The 26,363-nt window shown below is 41.5% G+C and carries 24 protein-coding genes and 1 pseudogene; 21 read left to right on the forward strand and 4 right to left on the reverse strand.

Going from position 1 to position 26,363, the window contains the following annotated elements; all coding sequences use genetic code 11:
- On the forward strand, positions 1-968 hold a 968-nt coding region (locus QM874_RS09260; RefSeq protein WP_414317056.1), incomplete at its 5' end, for an LPXTG cell wall anchor domain-containing protein.
- Between the two features lie 916 nt (positions 969-1,884).
- Here QM874_RS09260 and QM874_RS09265 read toward each other — a convergent pair.
- Positions 1,885-2,730, reverse strand: a complete 846-nt coding sequence (locus QM874_RS09265; protein WP_414317057.1) for a MurR/RpiR family transcriptional regulator — start codon at positions 2,728-2,730, stop codon at positions 1,885-1,887.
- Between the two features lie 193 nt (positions 2,731-2,923).
- On the opposite strand from QM874_RS09265, the gene pbp2b reads away from it, so the two are divergent.
- The 8 genes from pbp2b (at position 2,924) to rpsI (ending at position 10,661) form a co-directional block, all read left to right on the forward strand.
- On the forward strand, positions 2,924-4,966 hold the full coding sequence (gene pbp2b / locus QM874_RS09270) for a penicillin-binding protein PBP2B (RefSeq protein ID WP_414317058.1): 2,043 nt from the start codon (positions 2,924-2,926) through the stop codon (positions 4,964-4,966).
- A 10-nt stretch (positions 4,967-4,976) separates the two neighbouring features.
- Positions 4,977-5,573 (forward strand): recombination mediator RecR, encoded by a 597-nt coding sequence (gene recR, locus QM874_RS09275; protein WP_414271381.1) that lies wholly within the window; start codon positions 4,977-4,979, stop codon positions 5,571-5,573.
- Between the two features lie 175 nt (positions 5,574-5,748).
- Positions 5,749-6,792 (forward strand): D-alanine--D-alanine ligase, encoded by a 1,044-nt coding sequence (locus QM874_RS09280; protein WP_414317059.1) that lies wholly within the window; start codon positions 5,749-5,751, stop codon positions 6,790-6,792.
- A 52-nt stretch (positions 6,793-6,844) separates the two neighbouring features.
- Positions 6,845-8,218, forward strand: a complete 1,374-nt coding sequence (locus QM874_RS09285; protein WP_414317060.1) for a UDP-N-acetylmuramoyl-tripeptide--D-alanyl-D-alanine ligase — start codon at positions 6,845-6,847, stop codon at positions 8,216-8,218.
- Positions 8,205-8,816 carry an NUDIX hydrolase gene (locus QM874_RS09290; protein WP_414317061.1) on the forward strand — a complete coding sequence of 204 codons (612 nt, stop codon included), beginning with the start codon at positions 8,205-8,207 and terminating at the stop codon, positions 8,814-8,816. Before QM874_RS09285 ends, QM874_RS09290 begins: the two co-directional genes overlap by 14 nt.
- A gap of 120 nt (positions 8,817-8,936) precedes the next feature.
- On the forward strand, positions 8,937-9,644 hold the full coding sequence (locus QM874_RS09295) for a TIGR02206 family membrane protein (RefSeq protein WP_248035120.1): 708 nt from the start codon (positions 8,937-8,939) through the stop codon (positions 9,642-9,644).
- A gap of 159 nt (positions 9,645-9,803) precedes the next feature.
- Positions 9,804-10,250: a 50S ribosomal protein L13 gene (gene rplM, locus QM874_RS09300; RefSeq protein ID WP_001044622.1), complete on the forward strand. Its 447-nt coding sequence runs from the start codon at positions 9,804-9,806 to the stop codon at positions 10,248-10,250.
- 18 nt (positions 10,251-10,268) lie between these two features.
- Positions 10,269-10,661 (forward strand): 30S ribosomal protein S9, encoded by a 393-nt coding sequence (rpsI, locus tag QM874_RS09305; protein ID WP_414317062.1) that lies wholly within the window; start codon positions 10,269-10,271, stop codon positions 10,659-10,661.
- Between the two features lie 98 nt (positions 10,662-10,759).
- On the opposite strand, the gene QM874_RS09310 is transcribed toward rpsI, so the two are convergent.
- Positions 10,760-10,951, reverse strand: a complete 192-nt coding sequence (locus QM874_RS09310) for a site-specific integrase (RefSeq protein WP_414317063.1) — start codon at positions 10,949-10,951, stop codon at positions 10,760-10,762.
- A gap of 121 nt (positions 10,952-11,072) precedes the next feature.
- On the opposite strand from QM874_RS09310, the gene QM874_RS09315 reads away from it, so the two are divergent.
- The 5 genes from QM874_RS09315 to QM874_RS09335 all read left to right on the forward strand — a co-directional run bounded on the left by QM874_RS09315 (position 11,073) and on the right by QM874_RS09335 (position 14,472).
- A complete protein-coding gene (locus tag QM874_RS09315; protein WP_414317064.1) occupies positions 11,073-11,585 on the forward strand; it encodes a GNAT family N-acetyltransferase in 513 nt (170 codons plus the stop codon).
- Between the two features lie 145 nt (positions 11,586-11,730).
- A complete protein-coding gene (locus QM874_RS09320) occupies positions 11,731-12,417 on the forward strand; it encodes an XRE family transcriptional regulator (protein WP_414317065.1) in 687 nt (228 codons plus the stop codon).
- Between the two features lie 3 nt (positions 12,418-12,420).
- A complete protein-coding gene (locus tag QM874_RS09325) occupies positions 12,421-13,836 on the forward strand; it encodes a Y-family DNA polymerase (protein ID WP_414317066.1) in 1,416 nt (471 codons plus the stop codon).
- Positions 13,833-14,195, forward strand: coding sequence for a hypothetical protein (locus QM874_RS09330; RefSeq protein ID WP_414317067.1), 363 nt, complete (start codon positions 13,833-13,835; stop codon positions 14,193-14,195). The genes QM874_RS09325 and QM874_RS09330 overlap by 4 nt, the downstream gene beginning before the upstream one ends.
- Positions 14,188-14,472: a DUF5960 family protein gene (locus QM874_RS09335; RefSeq protein WP_414317068.1), complete on the forward strand. Its 285-nt coding sequence runs from the start codon at positions 14,188-14,190 to the stop codon at positions 14,470-14,472. Before QM874_RS09330 ends, QM874_RS09335 begins: the two co-directional genes overlap by 8 nt.
- Before the next feature lie 581 nt (positions 14,473-15,053).
- Here the strand turns inward: QM874_RS09335 and QM874_RS09340 are convergent.
- Positions 15,054-15,236, reverse strand: a pseudogene (locus QM874_RS09340) (hypothetical protein); the annotation flags it as partial.
- A gap of 492 nt (positions 15,237-15,728) precedes the next feature.
- On the reverse strand, positions 15,729-21,422 hold the full coding sequence (locus QM874_RS09345; protein WP_414317069.1) for an SIALI-17 repeat-containing surface protein: 5,694 nt from the start codon (positions 21,420-21,422) through the stop codon (positions 15,729-15,731).
- A gap of 283 nt (positions 21,423-21,705) precedes the next feature.
- Between QM874_RS09345 and QM874_RS09350 the strand changes: the two genes are divergently transcribed.
- The 7 genes from QM874_RS09350 (at position 21,706) to QM874_RS09380 (ending at position 26,361) form a co-directional block, all read left to right on the forward strand.
- Positions 21,706-21,954, forward strand: coding sequence for a YneF family protein (locus tag QM874_RS09350; protein WP_075226808.1), 249 nt, complete (start codon positions 21,706-21,708; stop codon positions 21,952-21,954).
- A 224-nt stretch (positions 21,955-22,178) separates the two neighbouring features.
- Positions 22,179-22,973 (forward strand): glutamate racemase, encoded by a 795-nt coding sequence (gene racE, locus QM874_RS09355; RefSeq protein ID WP_414317070.1) that lies wholly within the window; start codon positions 22,179-22,181, stop codon positions 22,971-22,973.
- On the forward strand, positions 22,970-23,941 hold the full coding sequence (locus QM874_RS09360) for a nucleoside-triphosphate diphosphatase (RefSeq protein ID WP_414317071.1): 972 nt from the start codon (positions 22,970-22,972) through the stop codon (positions 23,939-23,941). Before racE ends, QM874_RS09360 begins: the two co-directional genes overlap by 4 nt.
- Positions 23,917-24,438, forward strand: a complete 522-nt coding sequence (locus QM874_RS09365; RefSeq protein WP_414317072.1) for a metallophosphoesterase — start codon at positions 23,917-23,919, stop codon at positions 24,436-24,438. The genes QM874_RS09360 and QM874_RS09365 overlap by 25 nt, the downstream gene beginning before the upstream one ends.
- Positions 24,435-24,896: a cyclic-di-AMP-binding protein CbpB gene (gene cbpB, locus QM874_RS09370; RefSeq protein ID WP_414317073.1), complete on the forward strand. Its 462-nt coding sequence runs from the start codon at positions 24,435-24,437 to the stop codon at positions 24,894-24,896. Before QM874_RS09365 ends, cbpB begins: the two co-directional genes overlap by 4 nt.
- A complete protein-coding gene (gene xerD, locus QM874_RS09375) occupies positions 24,893-25,627 on the forward strand; it encodes a site-specific tyrosine recombinase XerD (protein ID WP_414317074.1) in 735 nt (244 codons plus the stop codon). Before cbpB ends, xerD begins: the two co-directional genes overlap by 4 nt.
- Positions 25,627-26,361 carry a segregation/condensation protein A gene (locus QM874_RS09380; RefSeq protein ID WP_414317075.1) on the forward strand — a complete coding sequence of 245 codons (735 nt, stop codon included), beginning with the start codon at positions 25,627-25,629 and terminating at the stop codon, positions 26,359-26,361. The genes xerD and QM874_RS09380 overlap by 1 nt, the downstream gene beginning before the upstream one ends.
- Positions 26,362-26,363 lie beyond the last annotated feature (2 nt).

Raw genomic sequence — 26,363 nt, forward strand, 5'->3', positions numbered from 1 at the left:
CTCCAGATAAGCCTGTAGAGCCAACTCCAGACAAACCTGTAGAACCAACTCCAGACAAACCTGTAGAACCAACTCCAGATAAGCCTGTAGAGCCAACTCCAGATAAGCCTGTAGAGCCAACTCCAGATAAGCCTGTAGAACCAACTCCAGACAAACCTGTAGAGCCAACTCCAGATAAGCCTGTAGAACCAACTCCAGACAAACCTGTAGAACCAACTCCAGATAAGCCTGTAGAACCAACTCCAGACAAACCTGTAGAACCAACTCCAGATAAGCCTGTAGAGCCAACTCCAGACAAACCTGTAGAACCAACTCCAGACAAACCTGTAGAACCAACTCCAGACAAACCTGTAGAACCAACTCCAGACAAACCTGTAGAGCCAACTCCAGATAAACCTGTAGATCCAACACCAGGTAAACCAGTGGAACCAACACCAGGTAAGCCAGTGAACCCAACACCAGGTAAACCGGTGGATCCAACACCAGGTAAGCCAGTGAACCCAACACCAGGTAAACCAGTGGAACCAACACCAGGTAAACCGGTGGATCCAACACCAGGTAAACCGGTGGATCCAACACCAGGTAAACCGGTGGATCCAACACCAGGTAAGCCAGTGAACCCAACACCAGGTAAACCGGTGGAACCAACACCAGGTAAGCCAGTGAACCCAACACCAGGTAAGCCAGTGAACCCAACACCAGGTAAACCAGTGGAACCAACACCAGGTAAACCAGTGGAACCAACACCAGGTAAGCCAGTGAACCCAACACCAGGTAAACCAGTGAATCCAACACCAGGTAAGCCTGTAGAACCAACACCAGGTAAACCGGTAGATCCAACATCAGCTAAAGGCCAACTTCCAAATACTGGTGAAACTACATCTGCAGGATCAACTGTACTCGGAGTAGTTGCAGGACTTGTAGGATTGGCAGCACTTGGACGTCGTAAAAAAGAAGACGAAAAATAGTCATCTTTCTTAAGTGAGTAAAGTTATTTGCTTAAAAATAACAAGTTACGATTGACGACCAGAGCCGGTTTTAAGTCATAGAAAAAGGGGAACTATGTGTTCCCTTTTTTCGACTAGTTATAAAATAGAATCTCTGCTGAGAGTCTATGAGAAGAAAAGTTAGTAACAAGATTCATAAAAAGATATGAAGTCATCCCGAATCTATGATATATCATGATTCGGGGTGTTTTTTTTACTCATTAGGCACAAAAAATCTTCTATTAGATAGAGTTGTAGATAAAATCACAACAGAAGTAAAATCTAAAAGAAAGTGTTTATTAGAAGTGAGTTGCTTTTTAGCAAATGAACGCTGATATCTGATAAAGCTGCCTTACGATAGGTGAATTGATTACGAGGGCTTGCCTATATTCTTAGCCATAGAAACATGAAGGAAGGAGACGATTTTAACTTACTCAAGGAGAGGGAAAGCTGGGCTTTTGATAAATCTCTTTGCTCCTCTTATCTTGGGAAGGAATTCATAAAAGGGGAGTGTAACTGAGTAGCACATGTATTTCTTTATAATCTGTGATTCAAAAACAAGCGACACCTTGATGTTTGATTAGGCAATTCTATTGTATGCTTAATAGCTTCTGTGGTGCTTTTCTATTTTACTGTTGAGCTATTTTGTCTATTGTCAAAAAACTCCATAATTCCTACAGTTAGTACAGCAACTATAGACATTATAGAGTCTACTTATCTCATGATTTAATGGGCATGCTCCTTGTTACAAACGATATTGAAAGGCAGTTCTAATTAACGGTTGAGGGAGGCTCTTAAGAAAAAAATAAGGCCTTATCCCTCTTTAAAGGAGTGATAAGACCATTGGTAATATTTTCTTTATGGACTACTAAATAGGAAGTAGTCCAGTTGTGTAGGATTATTTTGTTCTTCTATTTCTACGATAGCCATTTAGTTTATTGTTTTCCCAAAAGCTATTAAAGATTTTTTCTTTGCTTTCGCGGTCAATTTCTAAAAAGTAGGCATAGAGTAGGTCGATTAAAATCAACATCGGAAGTTGGGCAGAGATTCTCTGGATGTAAGAAGCTTGACTTTGACTGGCTACCAATACAGTTTCCGTAAAGGCTTGGGTTTCCTTACTAGGCATACTTGTAAAGAGAACGGTCTTAGCCCCCATATCTTGAGCATCAAGTAGACTATCAATGATGGACGGAGTTGTTCCTGACAGGGAGAAGCCAAAGACTAAACATTTTTCATCGATGATACTGGTCGTCCAGGCAAATCCATCAGGATCTGTCAAAGCCTCACAGACGACTCCTAGTCGCATGAAACGTAATTTCATTTCACGTGCAACTAGGCCAGAGCTTCCAGTTCCGAAAAAATAGACGCGTTCTGATTGATCAATCATTTGAGCGATGCGCTCCAGTTGGTCATCATCGATCAACTCTTGAGACATCTCTCGGATATTTGTATAACTTCTCAAGACTCTTTGAGTCAAGGGGTTCATATCCTGCTGTGGGACTGAAAGGTTGTCAATTTGTTGTAGGTATTTAAAAATGAACTCTCGATAACCCGTAAAGCCACATTTTTTGGCAAAGCGAGTGAGAGCGGCCTGAGAAATATGAAGTTTTTGAGTGACCTGCTGAGAAGACAAGTCATCATGAATGGTATCTGCCTGCAAAAAATAGCGGGCAATCTCTTGTTCTAAATCGGTCATTTCTTCAAAGTGAAGATCAATAATCGTAGAGATGTCTTGCTTGTTCATGGGACTCCTTTGTAGCTATTTGTCAAATTTTATTGATAAAAAATCCAGCAAATACTATAGCGCTTACTTCTATTATACCATAGATGCTTTGTTTTTGGATAAAAAGGAAAAGTCTTTTCTTTTTCCATAATTTTCTCATCAAATTATGGTACAATGAAGAGTGAGATTTTGATTAGAAACGAGACTGATTTGTATGAGAAAATTCAACAGCCATTCGATACCGACTCGGCTTAATTTATTGTTTGCGATCGTTATTTTGCTCTTCATGACAATCATTGGTCGCTTGCTCTATATGCAAGTCGTGAACAAAGATTTTTATGAAGCTAAGTTAGCATCTGCTAGTCAGACGCGGGTTACAACAGGTTCTGCCCGTGGAGAAATCTATGATGCAGCTGGAAAACCTTTGGTAGAAAATACGGTTAAACAAGTAGTTGCTTTCACACGAAGCAATAAGATGACAGCGACTGATTTAAAGGATATTTCTACTAAACTATTAACTTATGTGACGGTATCCTCTCCAGATTTGACAGAACGTCAAATTGCTGACTATTATCTAGCTGATCCAGCAGTTTATAAAAAAACGGTAGAGGCCCTACCCAAAGATAAGCGTTTTGATTCTGATGGTAATCAACTTTCTGAATCGGACCTTTATAACAATGCTGTTGAGAGTGTTAGCTCTAGCCAAACTAATTATACAGAGGATGAAAAGAAGGCTATTTATCTCTTTAGTCAGCTCAATGCAGTTGGAAATTTTGCAACAGGCAATATCCAAACAGATCCTTTAAGTGATACTCAAGTCGCTCTAATCGCCTCTGCATCTAAAGAGTTGCCTGGGATTAGCATCTCTACCTCGTGGGATCGCAAGGTCCTTGAAACCTCTCTTGCTTCTATCGTAGGAAGTGTTTCCAGTGAAAAATCAGGTCTTCCAGCTGAGGAAGTAGATGCCTATCTAAAAAAAGGTTATTCTCTCAATGACCGTGTTGGAACCTCTTACCTTGAGAAACAATATGAGGAAGTCCTACAAGGGAAACGTACTGTTAAGGAAATTCATCTCGACAAACATGGAGATATGGAGAGTGTAGAAAATATTGAGGAAGGTAGCAAGGGTAAAAATATCAAACTGACCATTGATTTGGCCTTCCAGGATAGTGTAGATAGCCTTCTGAAAAGCTATTTTAACTCTGAACTTGCAAACGGAGGTGCCCAATATTCAGAAGGTGTCTATGCGGTTGCCCTAAATCCTAAGACAGGAGCTGTTCTAGCTATGTCAGGGATCAAGCACAATCTGGAATCTGGTGAATTGACTCCAGACTCACTCGGTACAGTGACCAACGTTTTTGTTCCAGGATCTGTCGTTAAGGCGGCAACCATCAGCTCAGGTTGGGAAAATGGTGTTTTATCAGGCAATCAAACTTTGACTGACCAACCAATCGTCTTTCAAGGTTCTGCACCGATCAATTCGTGGTACACCCTTTCTTACGGTTCCTTCCCGATCACAGCTGTCGAGGCATTGGAATACTCATCTAATACCTACATGGTCCAAACCGCTCTAGGGATTATGGGGCAAACCTATCAGCCTAATATGACAGTAGGAACCAGCAATCTTGAGTCTGCTATGGCGAAATTACGTTCAACCTTTGGTGAATATGGTCTGGGAGCTTCTACAGGAATTGACCTACCAGACGAGTCAACAGGATTTATCCCTAAAGACTATGATTTGGCTAATTATCTAAATAACGCCTTTGGACAGTTCGATAACTACACGCCGATGCAGCTAGCTCAGTATGTAGCAACTATTGCCAATAATGGTGTTCGCTTGGCTCCTCGTATAGTAGAGGGAGTCTATGATAATAATGAGCAAGGTGGTTTAGGAAGTTTGATTCAGCAAACAGGTAGTACCGAAATGAATAAAATCAATATTTCTGAGTCTGACATGTCTATCTTGCAACAAGGATTTTACCAGGTATCGCACGGAACAAGTGCACTTACGACAGGTCGTGCCTTTTCAAATGGAGCAGCAGTCTCTATCAGTGGTAAGACTGGTACGGCCGAAAGTTACGTCAATGGTGGTCAGAAGGCTAATAATACCAACGCAGTAGCTTATGCCCCAACGGATAATCCTCAGATTGCAGTTGCAGTTGTCTTCCCACATAATACCAACCTAACCAACGGTGTCGGTCCATCTATTGCGCGCGATATTATCAATCTTTACAACCAACACCATCCAATGAACTAGAAAGGAAGCCATGCTTTACCCAACACCTATAGCCAAGCTGATTGACAGCTATTCTAAACTTCCAGGTATCGGGATCAAGACAGCTACCCGACTGGCCTTTTATACCATTGGGATGCCTGATGATGACGTTAATGAATTTGCAAAAAATCTCCTTGCGGCTAAGCGAGAATTGACCTATTGTTCGATTTGCGGACGTTTAACGGATGATGATCCATGTTCAATCTGTACGGATCCTAGTCGTGACCAGACAACTATCCTAGTATTAGAGGATAGCCGAGATGTAGCGGCTATGGAAAATATCCAAGAATACCACGGACTCTATCATGTCCTACACGGCTTGATTTCACCAATGAATGGCATTAGTCCAGATGACATCAACCTTAAGAGTCTCATGACTCGTCTCATGGATAGTGAGGTTTCGGAGGTCATCGTGGCAACCAATGCGACAGCTGATGGTGAAGCGACTTCGATGTATCTCTCTCGACTTCTCAAACCCGCGGGGATTAAGGTTACTCGTCTAGCACGAGGACTAGCGGTCGGAGCAGACATCGAGTATGCGGACGAAGTAACACTCCTAAGGGCCATTGAAAATCGTACAGAGCTTTAGTTTATGAGGTTAAATCGCTAAATAATTAGCTAGCAGGTATAAAATATTTAAGAACACAGAGACTGGACTATTTTTCTTCCAGTCTCTTTTCTTGTTTTGTGCTATTCAAGTTTAAAAAAATAGACAAATGTGATATACTAAAAGGCGAGTATTCTAGTAGAAATAGGACAATCATATGAAACAAACAATTATTCTATTATATGGTGGACGCAGTGCAGAACGTGAAGTGTCTGTCTTGTCAGCTGAGAGTGTCATGCGTGCGGTTAACTATGATCGTTTCACAGTAAAAACCTTCTTTATCAGCCAGTCTGGAGACTTTATCAAAACCCAAGAATTTACCCAAACTCCTGGGCAGGAAGACCGTCTTATGACCAATGAAACAATCGATTGGGACAAGAAAATTGCTCCAAGTGCTATCTATGAAGAAGGCGCAGTGGTCTTTCCAGTTCTTCATGGACCTATGGGAGAAGATGGTTCTGTTCAAGGTTTCTTAGAAGTTCTGAAAATGCCTTATGTTGGCTGTAACATCCTATCTTCAAGCCTTGCTATGGATAAGATTACAACCAAGCGTGTTTTAGAGTCTGCTGGGATTGCCCAAGTTCCTTACGTAGCTATTGTTGAAGGGGATAATTTGGCTTCTAAGATTGCAGAAGTAGAAGAAAAATTAAGTTACCCAGTCTTTACCAAACCATCCAATATGGGCTCTAGTGTTGGTATTTCTAAGTCTGAAAATAAAGAAGAACTCCATCAAGCTCTCGAACTTGCCTTCAAGTACGATAGCCGTGTCTTGGTAGAGCAAGGAGTCAATGCACGTGAAATCGAAGTTGGTCTCTTAGGGAACTATGATGTTAAGAGCACGCTACCTGGTGAAGTTGTCAAAGACGTAGCTTTTTATGACTATGATGCCAAGTATATCGATAACAAGATTACTATGGACATCCCAGCCAAAATCAGTGATGACGTGGCAGCTGTCATGCGTAAAAATGCAGAAACTGCCTTCCGTGCTATTGGTGGACTTGGTCTCTCACGTTGTGACTTTTTCTATACAGATAAGGGAGAAGTTTTCCTAAATGAGTTAAATACGATGCCAGGCTTCACCCAATGGTCTATGTATCCCTTGCTTTGGGACAATATGGGGATTAGCTATCCAGAACTAATCGAGCGTTTGGTTGATCTTGCTAAGGAAAGTTTTGACAAGCGTGAAGCGCACCTATTGTAAAGACAGACATAAGGGCGGGAAGGACTCCTTGCCCCTTTTTAAAGGAGTAAACATGAAACTTACGATTCACGAAGTTGCGCGTGTTGTCGGTGCAAAAAATGATGTGACTAGCTATGTGGATAGCCCACTAGTCAAGGCTGAGTTTGATAGTCGTTTGATTGGAGCTGGGGATTTATTTGTGCCACTCAAGGGGGCGCGTGATGGTCATGACTTTATCGAGACAGCTTTTGAAAATGGCGCAGCTTTAACCTTATCAGAGAAAGAAGTAGTAGGTCATCCTTACATTTTAGTAGATGATGTCTTGACAGCCTTCCAAGCACTTGTGGCCTATTACCTTCAAAAAACAGGTGTCGATGTCTTTGCTGTTACAGGTTCAAATGGGAAAACAACTACCAAGGATATGTTGGCCCATTTACTTTCTACAAGCTACAAAACCTACAAAACGCAAGGAAATTATAATAACGAGATTGGCCTCCCTTATACGGTTCTCCATATGCCAGATGATACTGAAAAGCTGGTCTTGGAAATGGGGCAGGATCACCTAGGAGATATCCATCTTTTGTCTGAATTAGCTCATCCAAAGACAGCTATCGTGACCTTGGTTGGAGAAGCTCATTTGGCCTTCTTTAAGGACCGTTCTGAAATTGCAAAAGGTAAATTACAAATCGCTGATGGGATGGAAAAGGGTTCCTTACTTTTGGCGCCAGCTGATCCTATTGTAGAGGATTATCTACCTGCTGATCAAAAAGTAGTTCGTTTTGGTCCAGGTGCAGAACTCGAAATTACAGAATTGATTGAGCGTAAGGATAGCTTAACTTTCAAGGCCAATTTCTTAGAGCAGGCTCTTGACTTGCCAGTAACAGGTAAGTACAATGCGACTAATGCTATGATCGCATCTTATGTTGCTCTTCAAGAAGGAGTGACTGAAGAGCAAATCCGTCAAGCCTTCCAAAATCTTGAATTGACCCGTAATCGTACCGAGTGGAAAAAAGCAGCCAACGGTGCGGATATCTTATCAGATGTTTACAATGCCAATCCAACTGCCATGAAGTTGATTTTAGAAACGTTTTCTGCCATTCCAGCCAATGAAGGTGGCAAGAAAATCGCAGTTCTGGCGGATATGAAAGAACTTGGAGATCAGTCTGTTCAACTTCATAATCAGATGATTTTGAGCATTACACCCGATGCCCTTGATACTGTTATTTTTTACGGTGAAGACATTGCTGAATTGGCTCAGTTAGCTAGTCAAATGTTCCCAATCGGTCATGTGTACTACTTCAAGAAAATAGCCGATGAGGACCAGTTTGAAGCCATGGTTAAGCAGGTCAAGGAAAGTCTTGGCGCACATGACCAGATTCTGCTTAAAGGTTCGAACTCTATGAATCTAGCCAAGCTAGTAGAAAGTTTAGAAAATGAGCACAACTGATTTCGCCAAAGCTATTCAGAGAATATTAGCTATCACTGATACTGGGTTGACCTATTCCAAGGATCCTTATGACCGTGAACGTTATGAGGATTTACGTCAGATTTTATGGAGTGTCTTGCAGGATCAAACAGAGCTTGATCAAGAGGAATTGACTTCAATTTTAAAACCAACAGGTAGCTATGCAACTCCCTTGATGGACGTACGAGCTTGGATTGTTCAAGACCAGAAGATTTGTTTGGTTAGAGGACAAGGAGAGGATACTTGGGCATTACCTGGTGGCTTTGGTGAGGTAGGATATTCTCCCAAGGAAAATATCCGAAAAGAAGTTCAGGAAGAAACAGGATTTTCGGCAGAAGTAGGCTCTTTATTAGCGGTTTTTGATACCAATCGCTTTCAACTTCAGAACAAACAGTATGCCAAGTTCGTCTTTGACTGTCAGTTATTGGATGGACAATTTCAAGAAAATCAAGAAATTGCAGAACTTGAATTTTTTGATATCAAGAATCTCCCACCCCTATCTGAAAAACGAATAACCCAAGAACAAATGGAAATTCTATGGCAGGTCTATCAGGGTGAGCGGGAACAATATGTCGATTAGAAGCTTTGTTTTATATTAAGATCGACAGTTTCTTTTACACAAAATTATAAGAAATAAATGTAAGCTAGGCTCTATAAAAATCAGTAAGAGATTGGCTTATATGAAAATGAGGAAAGTTACATGAATTTTTGGGAAGCTTTATTTAGTACGCAGCCGACGGAGCCACCCCAGTTTGACCTTCTTTGGTATGGAAGTCTATTTACCTTATTAGCATTGACTGTGTTTCTTGCCTATCGTTATGGTGAGAAAAAGGCCTGTCAGCGATTTTTTCAGATTTTACAGGCGGTACAGCTAATCCTGCTCTACGGATGGTATTTAGTAAATCAGATGCCTCTAACTGAAAGTCTACCCCTTTATCATTGCCGTTTGGCTATGTTTGTAGTGCTTTTGACCCCGGGTGTCTCTAGAGTCAAACAGTATTTTGCTGTATTGGGAACCTTTGGAACTTTGGCAGCTTTTATTTATCCAGTGCCAGATCCCTATCCCTTCCCCCACATTGCCATCCTGTCCTTTATTTTCGGACACTTAGCTCTCTTTGGAAATTCCTTGATTTATCTTTTGAAGGACTACGATGCTAGCTTATTGGACTTCAAACGAACCCTAATCATCACATCTTCACTGAATGCTGTGATCTTTGTGGTCAATCTAATGACGGGTGGAGATTATGGCTTTTTGACAAAACCGCCATTGGTTGGAGACCACGGTCGTTTGATCAATTATCTAGTGGTTACGCTATTCCTGACTTGTGCCATTTATTTAGTCTCTAAAATTTTTCAGACAATCCTTCAGGAACAGGAAGAAAAAAGATTGAGAATCTGGCAGAAATAAAAAAATATTTTCCCAATCTCTTGACTTTTATCTGAGAATTTTGATACAATAGTAGACGGTATTGTTTACCCCATTTGTAAGGCCCCGGAACCTTTCAAATAACTTGCGGACCGGAACATCCGCCCTGTAAACAAAAACGATATTCATATAGGAGAAATCATGAACAAAACTACATTCATGGCTAAACCAGGCCAAGTAGAACGCAAATGGTACGTTGTTGACGCAACTGATGTACCTCTTGGACGCCTTTCAGCAGTTGTTGCTAGCGTACTTCGCGGAAAAAACAAACCAACATTCACACCACACACTGATACAGGTGACTTCGTAATCGTTATCAATGCTGAAAAAGTTAAATTGACTGGTAAAAAAGCATCTGATAAGATCTACTACACTCACTCAAACCACCCAGGTGGATTGAAATCAATCTCTGCTGGTGAACTTCGTTCTAAAAATGCAGTACGTTTGATCGAGAAATCAGTTAAAGGTATGCTTCCACACAATACTCTTGGACGCGCTCAAGGTATGAAATTGAAAGTATTCGTTGGAGCTGAGCACACTCACGCTGCACAACAACCAGAAGTTCTTGATATTTCAGGACTTATCTAAGGAAAGGAACAATAAAGTATGTCACAAGCACAATATGCAGGTACTGGACGTCGTAAAAACGCTGTTGCACGCGTTCGCCTTGTTCCAGGAACTGGTAAAATCACTGTTAACAAAAAAGATGTTGAAGAGTACATCCCACACGCTGACCTTCGTCTTGTCATCAACCAACCATTCGCAGTTACTTCAACTGTAGGTTCATACGACGTTTTCGTTAACGTTGTAGGTGGTGGATACGCTGGTCAATCAGGAGCTATCCGTCACGGTATCGCTCGTGCCCTTCTTCAAGTAGACCTAGACTTCCGCGATTCATTGAAACGCGCAGGACTTCTTACACGTGACTCACGTAAAGTTGAACGTAAGAAACCAGGTCTTAAGAAAGCTCGTAAAGCATCACAATTCTCAAAACGTTAATCAATACGATTATATCAACGTTTACAGACATTCAAGAATTTTCTCTTGGATGTCTTTTTTGTTTCAAAAAATCAAAGTTCACCCCAAAATTCACCCCATCAATTTTTTAAACTACGAAAAGCAATATCACCTACAGTCTGATTGACTTTATCTTTGATATTAACGTAAGTTTTTGTAATCTCTTTATCACTATGAGTAAGAGCTTCTGAGATGGCTTCAAGAGAAACACCTGCTTGTTTAGCAAGATGTTGGAATTTATGAGGACCTTGACGGATATTATTTTTCTTCATAAGTATGTTATAATGTAGATGCGATATGAATAAATTAAGATAGCTCTGTAAATTCTGTAAATGTCACTTTGTGTGAACATGAGTACATTTGAATTTAGAGAATGATAGGAGATGCTTTACAATGATAAGTTTAGAGCTGATGTCTGAAGAAAATAGCATAGATATTTATTCTTTTGAAAAAGAAAATCGGGAGTATTTTGAGCGAAGTTTACCTCCTAGACCATCTCACTATTTTAACTTAGAAGGTTTTAAAGAAATTACACGGGAATTGTTAAGGGAACAAGAGAATCATGATGTCTACATGCATCTTATTAGAGATGCACAAGGCACTATGGTTGGAAGAATCAATTTAAGTGTTTTAGGGAAGGATAGAAAAACAGCAGAACTTGGATATAGGATTGGAGAAAATGTTACTAATTTAGGATATGCAAGCGAAGCAGTTAAACTCGTTTTAGAAAAGGCCTTTACTACTTATGGTTTACATAAGATTATTGCAGGAACGGCAAGGGACAATCTGGCCTCTCAGAGAGTACTTTTAAAAAATGGTTTCACCTTTAGTAGAATCATAGAGAATGACTTTCAAATGAATAACGAGTGGATTCATACGGCGGTATTTGAGATAAGGAATCTATAGCATCATCATTACCAGTCGTTTGCCAAAACTCAACATTCCCAGTAGACATTTGTCTACTTTTTTTATATAATAAAACTAAACCAAAATGGTTGAATTTCAAAATAGAGTCAACCTACGATGAAAACATCACACTAGGAGGTAAGTCATGTACCAACCAGAAAAACTCAAGGCTCGGAGAAAAGAGTTAAAGCTAACACAGAAAGAGATTGCAGAGCAGCTTGGGATTAGTTTTCAGGCTTATTCAGCTTGGGAACGTGGAGTCAAGGAGCCTTCCGAAGAAAAGGTTAGTCAGCTAGAGAAAATCTTAAAAGTAGCAAAAGGTTATTTCACCCAAATCGAAATTGTCCGTCTCTATAACAGCCTCTCTAACCAAGGAAAAGAGAAGGTAGTGGTCTATGCTCGCAACCTGGTTCAAGAAGAACAAGCTAAGAAGGTAACGGCCATGCCAGAAAAACTTTTCGAGTATCATGTCTACGAACGCATGTCGGCGGGTGTTGGAGCTTCAGTTTATGATGATCGAAACTTTGACACGGTTTACTTTAATGAGGAACTAGCTCACGATTTTGCTTCCTGGGTATCTGGGGATTCTATGGAACCCAAGTATCAAAATGGTTCCGTGGCTCTGATTCGAGAGACTGGATTTGATTATGATGGCGCTGTCTATGCAGTGGTTTGCAACAATCAAACCTATATCAAGCGGGTCTATCGAGAGGCAGAAGGTTTACGTCTGGTCTCAATCAATCCTAAATACAAGGATATTTTCATCTCTTATGAGGAAGATCCACGGATTGTGGGCATTATCGTGGGCAACTTTGTACCGATGGAGGGATAGCCTATGGGCTACTTTGATTATTCCAGAGAGCCCAAAAGTGATATTGCCTTTGTTGATATGAAGTCCTTTTATGCTAGTGTTGAGTGTGTGGAAAGAGGACTCCATCCCCTCAAGACCTCCCTTTGTGTCATGAGTCGAGCGGATAATTCTGTTGGGCTGATTCTTGCCTCCTCGCCTATGTTTAAAAAGGTTTTTGGAAAGGCGAATGTCGGTCGTGCTTATGACCTGCCCTTTGATATCAGGACGCGCAAATTTTCCTACTACAATGCCAAGAAACAAGGCTTACGGACAGACCCAGACTATGTGAAATTCATCGAAGACTGGGCTCGGGTGACCGTGATTGTCCCTCCTCGGATGGATAAGTATATCGCAGTCAATATGGAAATCCAACGAATCTTTCAGAACTATGGTGCTCCAAATGATATTTATCCCTACTCTATTGATGAAGGTTTTATCGATTTGACTAGTTCACTTAATTATTTTGTCCCAGACCAGCAGATTTCTCGCAAAGATAAGCTGGATATGCTTTCGGCTCGTATCCAGAGGGATATCTGGCGGCAGACAGGGATTTACTCGACGGTTGGCATGTCTAATGCCAATCCTCTGCTTGCTAAGCTAGCCTTGGATAATGAAGCCAAGCACACACCAACTATGCGAGCAAACTGGTCTTACCAAGACGTGGAAGATAAGGTATGGTCTATTCCTAAAATGACTGACTTTTGGGGGATTGGACATCGGATGGAGAAGCGTTTGAACGCCTTAGAGATTCATTCAATTAAGGAATTGGCTAATAGCAATCCTGATGTCCTGAAGAAGGAGCTTGGCCAAGCTGGACTTCGCTTGTGGTTTCATGCCAATGGGATTGACGAGAGTAATGTTCATAAACCCTATAAGCCAAAATCTCACGGTCTAGGCAATTCGCAAATTTTACCGAGAGATTATGTCAAACGGCGAGATATCGAAATTATCCTCCGAGAGATGGCTGAACAAGTGGCTATCAGGCTTCGACGGGCCAGAAAGAAGACGACGGTGGTGTCTATCCATCTTGGATTTTCTAAGCAGGAACAAAAACGTTCCATCCATACCCAGATGAAGGTTGAAGCGACCAATAGCACGAGTCTTTTAGTCAGCTATGTATTGAGATTATTCCATAGCAAATATACTTCTGGAGCCGTCAGAAGTGTTGCCGTTAGTTATTCAGGATTTGTGGATGAATCCTTTGCGTTGATTTCCCTTTTTGATGAGGTTGACAAGCTAGAAAAAGAAGAAAGGCTCCAGACCGCCATTGATTCCATTCGAGAGCAATTCGGCTTTACTTCTCTCTTGAAGGCGACTGCTTTAGAGGACGCATCGAGAAGTATTGCCAGAAGCAAGCTGATCGGAGGGCACTCTGCTGGAGGATTAGATGGACTCAAATGATTGATCGTTCTTATTTGCCCTTCCAATCCGCAAGGGACTACCAGGATCCAGGCATGCAGAAGTGGATGGGCTTTTTTCTATCGGAGCATACTAGTTCACTCAGTGCAGAAAAAAATCGTGTCGATTTATCGACAGATTTGAATCCAGTCGAGAAGTTGTTGCTACTTTCCCAGCTCTACGTTGGACGAATAAAAGGCTCTTTTATGGTCAAGGAGAAAAATCATAAAAGCACGATATTGGGTGAAGTAAGAGAATTATCTCCTCAAGAAATCTCGGTTAGAACCGACGAAGGCTATCGATTAATCAGGCTAGATGATATTCTCGCAATCCAACTGTGTCAGGAGGAAGTTGATGACTAGAAAAGAGCTTTATGAAAACAAATTGCAGATGGACTATTTTTCAGATGACTACATTCGTTTTGAGGAAGATTTTCAAAAATACTCTACCATGAATGTACCTCTGACTTTTCTGATTGACGACATTCTGCGAACCATGGCTATGAACCAAAAGAACTACTTTGTCTTGAACAAGGAAAATGCCAAGGATGGCAGGGAACATCGGTTTTATTTTAGGGTGAAGATGGAAAAAGATTGTCCAGGGACCCGAAACTATACCTATCTAGGACTTAAGAGTTGAAGGATAGTGGGGTCAAGGGAATTTTACAAAAATCAATAGAGGTAGTGTATGAATGAAAAATTAAATTTTTTAAAGAAATATGTGCCATCTGGAGAGATGGTCGAGATTTTATCTAATTTTGAAAATCTGTCAAGCCATACTATTCCACAATATTGGCGCGATGCATTTCAAACATCAGATTTTTCTAAAAGAAAACAAATAATTTTTGAGGAATGGAAAAAATATTTAGGAGTTGAGCTCAGTAATACAATCTCATATCTAGAAGAATTTTCAGAAGATATAGAACTTATCAAAATTGGAAGCAATTACTCATTGCTTTATTCAATTAGAACGTATCGAAGTAATAGCTTGGTTTTTTATGAGGGCAAAATGCCGATTTCGGACCAAGAGTTTACAGATCACTTTAATCAGTCCAAACTAGAACTTGACGGAAGTATCCGTGATTTCTATACACACATTCATGCAGGTTTTAATGATTTTACGAGTAAAAGTATGGGATTAGACGACCTAGATATGATTGAACCAATAGCAGATTATGATTGGGAATTTGATGAGCAGTTAACAGCTGATATTTCTTGTTATTACAATTTTTTTAGCAATGGTATGGGAACGTATCTCGTATTAGACTTGTCTAAACCAATAGATGAAGGAGGTGTATTTTGGTCAAAGGACGAGTTACCAGAAGAAGTATTAAACGAAATAGGAATTGAAGTTTTTGAATATGAAAAGTTTGAATACGAGAAGTTTGAATACGAGAAGTTTGAATATGAGAAATTTGAATATGAACAATTTGAATATGAGAAGCTTCATACGATATTCCTAAGACGAGGAGTAATTGGTGTAAATTGTGTAGGTTATATGTAGTTGTTAACCAAAAAATTACCAAAATTATAAAGCGCATAATCAAAGAATATTATAAAGTGAAAAAAATGTTTTTATTTTCGAAAGAAAAATTTAACTAATAATCAGGATTAGTATTAATCCACTGAATTTTTCAAAAAAGTTGGATGTTTTTTCATCGGTAGTTAAAATATTGAAACAGAAAAAGGATGGAATGATTTTCCATCCTTTTTTATATAGGAATAAATTGTTATTCCTGGGGGGGACAATTTTTATACTCTTCGAAAATCAAATTCAAACCGCGTCAACGTCGCCTTGGATTATATATGTGACTGACTTCGTCAGTCTTATCTACAACCTCAAAGCAGTGCTTTGAGCAACCTGCGGCTAGTTTGCTCTTTGATTTTCATTGAGTATTAATCTTTCTTACTTTTTAGTAAGAAGGCAGCCGAGAGGGCTAGGCTGAGACTTGCCATAAAGAGGAGAGGACTAGTTTGCTCACCAGTAGCTGGAAGTTGTTTTTCATTCGTAGAAGCTTTGTCATTGGCATCTTTTCTTTGAGCCAATGGTGTTGTAGTTTCTACCTTTGTTTCTTCTGTCTGGGCTGGCACTGGTTTAACAGTTGTACTCTCTGTCTTATAGACAATAGCATAGGTGTTCAGGTCAAGAGCGATAAACTCAAGATATTCATCTCGGATGGTGAATTCTTGTGATTTCAAGTCTTTTGTCGGAGTCAACTGATAGAGTTCTTGGACAGCACCTGAAACTGGTAAACGAACGAGTACAGCACCTTTTGGTTGAACTAGTTTGCCATCTTTATCCTTAAGTTGAAGGGTATAAGCATCGTATTTTTTGCTAAAGAGTTCTTTGTTTTCAACTTTTTGACTGTCAAGGTAGCTTGCTTCTTCGAGTTCAGTTGTTCCACTAATAACTTGAGCTCTTGTAGTCTTATCTTTCATTACTTTGAGTTTAAACTCAGGAAGTGTGATACTTGGTGCTTCTTGTTCACCCGCAGTACCGATAGGCTCAGTGTATTCAGGGATAACCACAGAAGGCGCTTCCTGGTCACCCGCAGTGCCGATAGGCTCAGTGTATTCAGGGATAACCACAGAAGGCGCTTCCTGGTCACCCGCAGTGCCGATAGGATCTGTGTATTCAGGGATAACCACAGAAGGCGCTTCCTGGTCACCTGCAGTGCCGATAGGCTCAGTGTATTCAGGAATTACTAGAGAAGGCGCTTCTTGGTCACCTGCAGTACCGATAGGCTCAGTGTATTCAGGGATAACCACAGAAGGCGCTTCCTGATCACCTGCAGTACCGATAGGCTCAGTGTATTCAGGAATTACCACAGAAGGCGCTTCTTGGTCACCTGCAGTACCGATAGGCTCAGTGTATTCAGGAATTACCACAGAAGGCGCTTCCTGGTCACCTGCAGTACCGATAGGCCCAGTATATTCAGGAATTACCACAGAAGGCGCTTCTTGGTCACCTGCAGTGCCGATAGGTTCAGTATATTCAGGAATTACCACAGAAGGCGCTTCCTGATCACCTGCAGTACCGATAGGCTCGGTGTATTCAGGGATAACCACAGAAGGCGCTTCCTGGTCACCTGCAGTACCGATAGGTTCAGTATATTCAGGAATTACTACAGAAGGCGCTTCTTGGTCACCTGCAGTACCGATAGGTTCAGTGTATTCAGGAATTACTACGGAAGGCGCTTCCTGATCTCCCGCAGTTCCAATAGGTTCAGTATATTCAGGAATTACCACAGAAGGCGCTTCCTGATCACCTGCAGTACCGATAGGCTCAGTGTATTCAGGAATTACCACAGAAGGTGCTTCTTGGTCACCTGCAGTGCCGATAGGATCTGTGTACTCAGGAATGGTTACAACTGGAGCAGGCTCATCCCCTTTACTTGTAAGGATTTTTTCTTCAACTGGAGCAGTTTCGTCCTTAGGAAAGACAGTTACAACAGGACTAGTCGTTGTTGTACCTTGGATGGCATATGCTTCTATCGGATTGCCTGCTTTACGATCTGTAGCCTCAGGAATATCTAGTTGGACCTTGTTGTCCTTAATGGTTAATACTGTTTGTTCGCCTGATGTGACAAGATGGTCATCATCGACTTTTCTGAGTAGGAGAGGATCTTTGATGCCAGGGAAGGTCACAGCGATAGCATCCCAATTACCAGCTGGTAAGGTTAGAGTAACAGTCTTGTCTTCTTTCTTAACGGCTTCAAGGCTTGGACTATCGAGTGACACGGACGGAGCTTTTAAGATATCAAAGGAATCAAGAGAAACTTTCTTTCGTCCTTGGGGAGAATTCGGATCTACTTTCAAAGTAAGAACGTGATCGCCATCTGCTAGATTGGTAAATTCGCCAATTAATGCACCTTTTTCAGTCGCTCCTGGAGTGTAGAAGTCAAGAGCTGGCATCTCTTTTCCATCCAGTGTGACAAGTGCCTTGCCTAGTGATGCTGTTTTTAATCCATAGATTCGGATACCTGTTCCAGAGAATGGAATGGTTGCAGTGGCTTCAGAAGCGAGGCTATCATCAGCGTTGATGTCAGCGTATTTTTCTGTAGAAGCATAGAGTTCTGCATCGCTCCAATCCTTAAACATGGAACCATACTGGATACGAGGGTCACGGTCGTCGATCTTCTCAACAGCTTCTCCTTGTCCTGGGAAGACTTTGAAGTAATCGAGAGAAATTTTTGCACGCTCATTGGCACGTCCTTTGTGCTCGCGCTTAACAGTGATGGTCATCAAATGAGGACCTGAGGATAGATTTGTGTAACGTCCTATTAATACCCCCTTTTCAGTTGCTCCTGCTGTATAGAAGTCAAGTTCTCCAACAGATTTACCATCGATTTTAACGTCAGCAAGTCCCAATTGAGATGACTTGAGACCGTAGATTTCAATACCAGGTCCATTGAATGGAATGGTTGCAGTCGCATCTTTATCAGAGTAATTTCCATTTGAGATATCAGCGTATTTCTCTGTTCCACCAAATAGTTCTGTGTCAGACCAATTTCCAAAGGCAGAGCCGTACTGGATGCGTTTGTCACGGTCATCTACTAACTCACTAAAGGCATCAATAGAAGCAGCATCTGAAACTGGTGTTGAACGTTCGCCCATCATAGCTTTAACAGTATAGGTATAGGCATGGCTAGAATCAATTGAGCGATCGATAAAGTGAGTTTGGTTGGTGATAAACTCACGTAGGCTAGAAGCTTGGCTATTTTCATCCTTGCTTTCTCGTTGGATGACATAATGACTTGCTCCCTTGACTGGGTTAAAGTCAAGTTCAGCCGTCATGGCATCTTTTCGAAGGGCTGATAAGCGAGTCACACGTCCAGGGAAGTTTTCAAATGTAATGACGTCGCCTTTTTGAGTAGCAAGCTGAATACGGTTATCTTTGATACGGGTAGCTTGGACTTCCTTACCATTAATCTTAATCAAAGTTGCTTCAATATTTGGATAGTCTACAACCAAATCTCCACCAACATTTGAAAGGAAGGTGAGGGATTCAAGATTCTTTTCTTGCCATTTCATGCTGACTTCAAAGTTGCCACGTGCTACAAGACCAGAAACTTGCCCGTCTTTCCAAGCATCTGGAAGGGCTGGTAATGGGGCAATGTAGCCTGTGTGAGATTGAAGGAGCATTTCAGCCATACCGCTGGTTGCACCAAAGTTTCCATCGATTTGGAAAGGCGCGTGGGTATCCCAGAGGTTTTCTAGGGTTGAAGATCTGAGCTGTTCAGCCAACAAACGGTGGGCACGATTTCCATCTAGGAGACGAGCCCAAAGGTTGATTTTATTAGCCTTAGACCATCCAGTACCACCATCTCCACGGTGATTCAAGCTAGCACGCGCAGCCTCAAGGTACTCAGGTTGATCCTTGCTAAATAGGGTACCAGGGAAGAGTCCGACCAGATGAGAAACGTGACGGTGGTGATTCTCAATGCCTTCGTTGGTGAATTGAGGGCTGTCTTCCTCAAACCACTCCTTGATACGACCATCTTGGTTGATATGAAGTGGTTTTAACTTATCAAATTTAGCCTTAACTTCTGTTACAAGGTCTTGATCCACTTTCAGATGGTTGGCCACTTCCATGTAGTCGTGGAATAACTGCCAAACTAGAGACTGGTCGAAGGTATTCCCGATAGTGATAGTTCCATGCTCTGGTGAGTAGGATGGAGAAGATACCCAACGGTCACTTGCTTGATCATAATGCAGGAAGGAATTCCAGAACTTAGCAGTTTCCTTGAGCATTGGATAAATCTTTTCTTTGAGATAGGTCTCGTCCTTGGTGAATTTATAGTAGTCGTAGACGTTCTGCATCATCCAAGCATTGGCAGCAGGAGACCAGCCCCAATAGTAATTCCAACCAGGAGTTGTCCAGCCAAATGGCGTTGCTTGGGTATGAACCAACCAACCATTTTCTTGTCCTTCTTTGGATTCAATACCAGCGTATTCCTTGGCAGCGATACGGCCATAGTAGCGCATATCATCAATATAATTGATCATTGGCTTGGCAGTTTCTGCAAGATTGCTCATGTAGGCAGGCCAGTAGTTCATCTGTAGGTTGACATTGAGGTGATAGTCAGAGTTCCAGGGTGGATTATCTACAGCGTTCCAGACTCCTTGCAAGTTGGCAGGAAGGGCATCAGTCCGGTCACGAGAAGAACTGATGAGGAGGTAACGTCCGTACTGGAAGAAGAGTTCTTCTAGCTTTTGGCCTTTTGTTGGATTATAAGTTTGAAGAGCATCTTTTGTAGTTTGATTAGACTTACTACCACCGAGGTTTAATTGAACACGATTGAAAAGGCTTTGGTAATCCTTGATGTGATCATTTTTCAGACTTTCATAGTCTTTTGCCTTGGCAGCATCTACGATAGATTTGACAGTTTTTTCTACATCAATATCTTTGCGGTAATTGGTTTTTGGATTTTGAGCAAAATTAGTCTTGGCACTGAGTAAAAGGGTCGCATAGCTTGCTCCTGTAACGGTCAAATAACCATCTTGAGCAGTGACTTGTCCGTCAGTCTTGATACCAAGATAAGAGGCAAATTGAAGGCCGTTATCTTTAACAGTACCCTTGAGCAAAATACCATTAGAATCTACACTGACAGTCCCTTTTTTGTAATTAGAATTATCCCAAGAATACTGTCCATTAGCAATTAGGTCTTCTGTTAAGCTATTCCAAAGCGTAAAATCAAGGGTCTTATCCCCTTTTTTACTCAAGTGAGTGACAGTAACATCGTCTGGGAAGCTAGAGAAGGTCTCGCGTTTGAAGCTTGTCCCGTCTTGGGTATACGAGGTAGTTGTGATAGCTTCAGAAATATCCAAGCCACGGTAGTAGTCGGTAACATTCTCCAAGCCTTTCTTTTGGTTATTGAAGACCATAAAGACATCACCGAAGGCTAGGTAGCGGCCATATTGGGCATTATTAGGCCCAACGAGATTTCTTTCAGCTAGGCGTTTTGCTTTTTGACGGTCTCCGTCTTCTAAGGCCTTACGGATTTCAGCTAAGACTTTGTAGCGATCTTTGTAGTTTCCACCGTTGTAGTCTTGACTATCTGGCTGTGGGCCTCCAGACCAAAGGGTTTTTTCATTGTACTGGATTCTTTCTTCACCAATCAAACCAAAGACTTTGGCACCCATTTCTCCGTTTCCGACTGGAAGGGCTTGTTTTTCCCATCCGTCATAGGAAGGAGCAGTTGGTTGGTTGTAATGTAGTTCGTAATGTTCTTGCTTGTTCACAGGAAGTTCTGGTTTCTCGCTCTCCTTATTTTCAGCAGGGGCGGTAGCTGTCGTTGTATCTGACTGACTACTTGTTTGAGGTAATTCTGGTTCTGCGATGGTTTGCTTCTCAGATGATTCAGCTATAGGCTGAGTCTCTGTGTTAGAAGCAACAACTTCCTCAACTTTCGTATCCGGTTTAGCCGAGGTTTCAGTAATTGTTGCCTCACTTTCCGGAATCTCGATACCATCAGCAGCCACACCCTGTGCTGCTAAAAAAACAGCTCCTAGTAAAACAGAGGCAGCTCCGATGCTCAATTTTCGGATGCTATACTTGCAGGATTTTTCCCAATATCTTTTATCCACAAAATTCTCCTTTCTCATGTTTGGAAGCGCATACATTTTATTGTAAAAAAATAAGTCTTCAGAAATATATGTGATTTTTTCGGATAATCTTAATATAACAAATAAATGGAATTATTGCAAGGGCTTTCAAGGAAAATGGACTTATTTTACTAAGTTTTACTAAGTATGAAGTATTTGCTAATTACTTAGGAAATCACAGTGGATGTAAGCGTAAATCAAACTAGTCAGGCGGGGGACTTTATGGTATAATATAGAAGACCCAAAAAGAAACAGGAGAAATATTATGGATCTTATTTTAGCAATTGTCTTGATTGTTTTAGCTTTTCTAGGGGGAGCTCTTGGAGGTATGTACTTGGTGCGCAAGCAAATCGAAAAAGAATTTGCGGACAATCCACGTTTGAATGCAGAAGCAGTTCGTACCCTTTTGAGCGCAAACGGTCAAAAGCCTAGTGAAGCTAAGGTACAACAAGTTTACCACCAAATCATCCGCCAACAAAAAGCAGCTCTCGCAAACAGCAAAAAGAAAAAATAAAAGCTCTTTTGAACTATAAATAGGAAAAGTCTGGGATGAAAGTTCCAGACTTCTCACTATATTTGACTTATATTTAAGGATAAGACTTTTTCCTTGCATTCTATTGATATTTGATTATGATTAAGAGGGAGACAGTTGGAAATTTGCCAGTCTGTCAGCGCTTTAACTAAGAGATGTAATCATAATGAACTATCAATCAGAAAAAGTACTAGAAAGAAGACTGTATGGATAATCGACCAATTGGTTTTTTGGATTCGGGTGTCGGGGGCTTGACGGTTGTGCGTGAGCTCATGCGCCAGCTTCCCCATGAAGAAATCGTCTATATTGGAGATTCGGCGCGGGCACCTTACGGGCCCCGTCCTGCTGAGCAAATTCGTGAATATACTTGGCAGTTGGTCAACTTTCTCTTGACCAAGGATGTCAAGATGATTGTCATTGCTTGTAATACTGCGACTGCGGTCGTCTGGGAAGAAATCAAGGCTCAACTAGATATTCCCGTCCTAGGTGTGATATTGCCTGGTGCTTCGGCAGCCATCAAGTCCAGTCAAGGTGGGAAAATCGGAGTCATTGGAACGCCCATGACGGTACAATCAGACATCTACCGTCAGAAAATTCATGATCTGGATCCGGACTTACAGGTGGAGAGTTTGGCCTGTCCTAAATTTGCCCCCTTGGTGGAGTCTGGTGCCTTATCAACTAGTGTAACCAAGAAAGTGGTTTATGAAACCCTGCGTCCCTTGGTTGGAAAGGTGGATAGCCTGATTTTGGGTTGTACCCATTATCCGCTTCTTCGTCCCATCATTCAAAATGTGATGGGACCAGATGTAAAACTCATCGATAGTGGAGCCGAGTGCGTGCGGGACATCTCAGTCTTGCTCAATTATTTTGAAATCAATCGTAGCCGTGATGCAGGCCCGCTACAACACCGTTTTTACACAACAGCAAATAGTCAGAGTTTTGCCCAGATTGGTGCAGAATGGCTGGAAAAAGAGATTCATGTGGAGCATGTAACATTATGACAAATAAAATTTATGAATACAAGGACGACCAGGACTGGTATGTCGGGTCCTACAGTGTTTTTGGCGGCATTCGGACTTTGACGGATGATGAGTTAAACTTTCCTCTGTTCCAATTTGCCAAAATATTTGGAGATGAGGAGCGAGGCTTTCCACTTTCAGTCACCGTTTTACGCTACGGTTCTCCCTATCGTTTATTGTCCTTTGTGGTAGATATACTTAACCAAGAAATGGGACGAAATTTGGAAGTCATTCAACGTCAGGGGGGGTTGCTCTTAGTTGAAAATGGGCAACTCTTGTATGTTGAATTGCCTAAAGAAGGGGTTAATGTCCAAGATTTCTTTGAGACTAACAAGGTCAGAGAAACCCTGTTGATTGCGACTCGTAACGAAGGTAAGACCAAGGAATTTCGAGCTATCTTTGACAAACTTGGTTATGATGTGGAGAACCTTAATGACTATCCAGACCTACCTGAAGTAGCAGAAACAGGAATGACCTTTGAAGAAAATGCTCGCCTTAAGGCAGAAACGATCTCTAAATTGACAGGCAAGATGGTTCTGGCGGATGATTCTGGTCTTAAAGTTGATGTTCTGGGTGGTTTGCCAGGCGTTTGGTCAGCTCGATTTGCAGGAGTTGGAGCTACTGACCGTGAAAATAATGCCAAACTCTTGCACGAATTGGCTATGGTCTTTGAACTCAAGGACCGTTCGGCACAATTCCATACAACCCTGGTCGTGGCTAGCCCAGGTAAGGAAAGTTTGGTGGTCGAAGCTGATTGGCCAGGCTACATTAACTTTGAACCTAAGGGTGAAAATGGTTTTGGCTATGATCCTCTTTTCCTAGTAGGAGAAACAGGCAAGTCATCAGCTGAATTAACCCTCGAAGAAAAAAATAGTCAATCCCACCGTGCCTTAGCGGTTAAGAAACTTTTGGAGGTATTTCCATCATGGCAAAGCAAACCATCATTGTAATGAGTGACTCCCATGGAGATAGCTTGATTGTGGAAGAAATTCGTGACCGCTATCTGGGTAAAGTTGATGCCATTTTTCACGATGGAGACTCAGAACTTCGTCCCGATTCACCCCTCTGGGAGGGCATTCAGGTCGTCAAAGGCAACATGGACTTTTATGCAGGTTACCCAGAACGCTTGGTGACTCAACTAGGTCCTACCAAGATCATCCAGACCCATGGACACTTATTTGATATTAACTTCAATTTCCAAAAGCTTGATTTCTGGGCGCAGGAAGAAGATGCAGATATCTGTCTCTATGGTCACTTGCATGTGCCAAATGCTTGGATGGAAGGGAAGACCCTCTTTCTAAATCCAGGTTCTATCAGCCAACCACGTGGAACCATCAGAGAATGCCTCTATGCCCGTGTAGAGATTGATGATAGCTACTATAAAGTAGACTTTTTGACACGTGACCATGAGGTGTATCCAGGCTTATCCAAGGAGTTTGCTCGATGATTGCCAAAGAGTTTGAACAGTTTTTACTGGAGCAAGAGGAAACCTTTTTGACTCCTGCTGAAAATTTGGCTGTACTCATTGATAGCCACAATGCAGATCATGCAATTCTCCTCCTTAGCCAGATGACCTATACCAGAGTGCCAGTAGTGACTGATGAGAAAGAATTTGTCGGAACCATTGGACTTAGAGACATTTTGGCCTACCAAATGGAGCAAGGCTTGAGCCAAGAGACCATGGCAGATACGGACATTGTACATATGACCAAAAAGGATGTAGCAGTTGTGGAGCCAGACTATCGCCTCACGGATGTTTTGCACAAGCTAGTGGACGAGTCTTTCCTACCAGTCGTTGACAAGGATGGTTTCTTCCAAGGCATTATCACACGGAAATCAATCCTTAAGGCTGTCAATGCCCTCTTGCATGACTTTAGTAAGGAATATGAGATTCGAAGCAAATGAGAGAATGGATAATCGCATTTTTAGATGAAAAACAAGGCTTGTCCAGTAATTCCAAGCAGTCTTACAAGTATGATCTTGAGCAATTTTTAGACATTGTAGGCGAGCGGATTTCTGAGACCAGTCTCAAGATTTATCAAGCTCAACTATCAAATTTAAAAATCAGTGCTCAAAAGCGTAAGGTTTCTGCTTGCAATCAATTTCTTTACTTTTTATACCAGAAGGGGGAAATTGGTACCTTTTATCGTTTAGAATTGCCAAAACAGGCTGAGAAAAAGCAAGTTCAGTCAGAACTTTTAGACCTCAGTTCTTTCTGGCAAGAAAGTTCCTATCCAGAGGGACGCTTACTGGCGCTCCTCATCTTGGAAATGGGACTCTTGCCAAGCGAGATTTTAACTCTAAAGGTTGCGGATATCAATCTGGATTTTCAAGTTTTGAGAATCAAGAAGGCTTCCCAACAGAGAATTGTAGCTATCCCCACGCGCTTGCTTCCAGAACTGGCTCCCTTGATGGACCAGACCTATATTTTTGAAAAGTCTGGCAAAGCCTACTCGCGTCAGTGGGCCTTTCGACAGTTAGAAGCCTTTCTAAAAGAAAGAGGTTTCCCAGAATTATCCGCTCAAGGACTGAGAGAACAGTTTATTTTGAGACAGATGGAAAAAAAGGTTGACTTGTATGAAATTGCTAAAAAGCTAGGATTAAAGACAGTCATGACCTTAGAAAAATACAGATAATGGATATTAAATTAAAAGATTTTGAAGGGCCTCTAGATCTTCTATTACACTTGGTTTCCAAGTACCAGATGGATATCTATGATGTGCCTATTACAGAAGTTATCGAGCAGTACCTAGCCTATGTGTCAACCTTACAGGTCATGCGCCTCGAAGTAGCAGGTGAGTATATGGTGATGGCTAGTCAACTCATGCTCATAAAGAGTCGCAAGCTCTTGCCAAAGGTTGCAGAAGTGACAGATTTAGAAGATGATCTTGAACAGGATCTCCTTTCTCAGATCGAAGAATACCGCAAGTTCAAGCTCTTGGGAGAGCAGTTGGAAGTTAAGCACCAAGAACGAGCTCGATATTACTCAAAAGCTCCGACAGAGTTGATATACGAGGATGCAGAACTTGTGCACGATAAGACAACAATCGACCTTTTCTTAGCCTTTTCAACTTTGTTAGCTAAGAAAAAAGAAGAATTTTCCAAAAGTCACACAACCATTTTACGCGATGAATACAAGATTGAAGATATGATGGTCATCGTCCAAGAAGCCTTGGTTGAAGGTCAACAACTATGTCTGCAGGATTTGTTTAAAGAAACCAAGGATTTACAAGAGATTATTACACTCTTTTTAGCAACCTTGGAGTTGATAAAAACCCAAGAAATTCTCTTGATCCAGGAAGAGAGTTTCGGAGATATCTATCTCATGAAAAAGAAAGAAGAAAATCAAGTAGAACAAAGTCAGGCTTGATA

The organism is Streptococcus infantis (assembly GCF_047463615.1).
In the GTDB taxonomy this organism is placed as follows: Bacteria; Bacillota; Bacilli; order Lactobacillales; family Streptococcaceae; genus Streptococcus; species Streptococcus infantis_X.

Coding starts and splice junctions, on each gene's coding strand:
- QM874_RS09285 (WP_414317060.1), top strand. CDS start 6,845: ATGAAACTTACGATTCACGAAGTTGCGCGTGTTGTCGGTGCAAAAAAT.
- rplM (WP_001044622.1), top strand. CDS start 9,804: ATGAACAAAACTACATTCATGGCTAAACCAGGCCAAGTAGAACGCAAA.
- racE (WP_414317070.1), top strand. CDS start 22,179: ATGGATAATCGACCAATTGGTTTTTTGGATTCGGGTGTCGGGGGCTTG.
- QM874_RS09295 (WP_248035120.1), top strand. CDS start 8,937: ATGAATTTTTGGGAAGCTTTATTTAGTACGCAGCCGACGGAGCCACCC.
- QM874_RS09265 (WP_414317057.1), bottom strand. CDS start 2,730: ATGAACAAGCAAGACATCTCTACGATTATTGATCTTCACTTTGAAGAA.
- QM874_RS09335 (WP_414317068.1), top strand. CDS start 14,188: ATGACTAGAAAAGAGCTTTATGAAAACAAATTGCAGATGGACTATTTT.
- QM874_RS09280 (WP_414317059.1), top strand. CDS start 5,749: ATGAAACAAACAATTATTCTATTATATGGTGGACGCAGTGCAGAACGT.
- QM874_RS09360 (WP_414317071.1), top strand. CDS start 22,970: ATGACAAATAAAATTTATGAATACAAGGACGACCAGGACTGGTATGTC.
- QM874_RS09330 (WP_414317067.1), top strand. CDS start 13,833: ATGATTGATCGTTCTTATTTGCCCTTCCAATCCGCAAGGGACTACCAG.
- xerD (WP_414317074.1), top strand. CDS start 24,893: ATGAGAGAATGGATAATCGCATTTTTAGATGAAAAACAAGGCTTGTCC.
- recR (WP_414271381.1), top strand. CDS start 4,977: ATGCTTTACCCAACACCTATAGCCAAGCTGATTGACAGCTATTCTAAA.
- rpsI (WP_414317062.1), top strand. CDS start 10,269: ATGTCACAAGCACAATATGCAGGTACTGGACGTCGTAAAAACGCTGTT.
- QM874_RS09315 (WP_414317064.1), top strand. CDS start 11,073: ATGATAAGTTTAGAGCTGATGTCTGAAGAAAATAGCATAGATATTTAT.
- pbp2b (WP_414317058.1), top strand. CDS start 2,924: ATGAGAAAATTCAACAGCCATTCGATACCGACTCGGCTTAATTTATTG.
- QM874_RS09325 (WP_414317066.1), top strand. CDS start 12,421: ATGGGCTACTTTGATTATTCCAGAGAGCCCAAAAGTGATATTGCCTTT.
- QM874_RS09365 (WP_414317072.1), top strand. CDS start 23,917: ATGGCAAAGCAAACCATCATTGTAATGAGTGACTCCCATGGAGATAGC.
- QM874_RS09380 (WP_414317075.1), top strand. CDS start 25,627: ATGGATATTAAATTAAAAGATTTTGAAGGGCCTCTAGATCTTCTATTA.
- cbpB (WP_414317073.1), top strand. CDS start 24,435: ATGATTGCCAAAGAGTTTGAACAGTTTTTACTGGAGCAAGAGGAAACC.
- QM874_RS09290 (WP_414317061.1), top strand. CDS start 8,205: ATGAGCACAACTGATTTCGCCAAAGCTATTCAGAGAATATTAGCTATC.
- QM874_RS09310 (WP_414317063.1), bottom strand. CDS start 10,951: ATGAAGAAAAATAATATCCGTCAAGGTCCTCATAAATTCCAACATCTT.
- QM874_RS09320 (WP_414317065.1), top strand. CDS start 11,731: ATGTACCAACCAGAAAAACTCAAGGCTCGGAGAAAAGAGTTAAAGCTA.
- QM874_RS09350 (WP_075226808.1), top strand. CDS start 21,706: ATGGATCTTATTTTAGCAATTGTCTTGATTGTTTTAGCTTTTCTAGGG.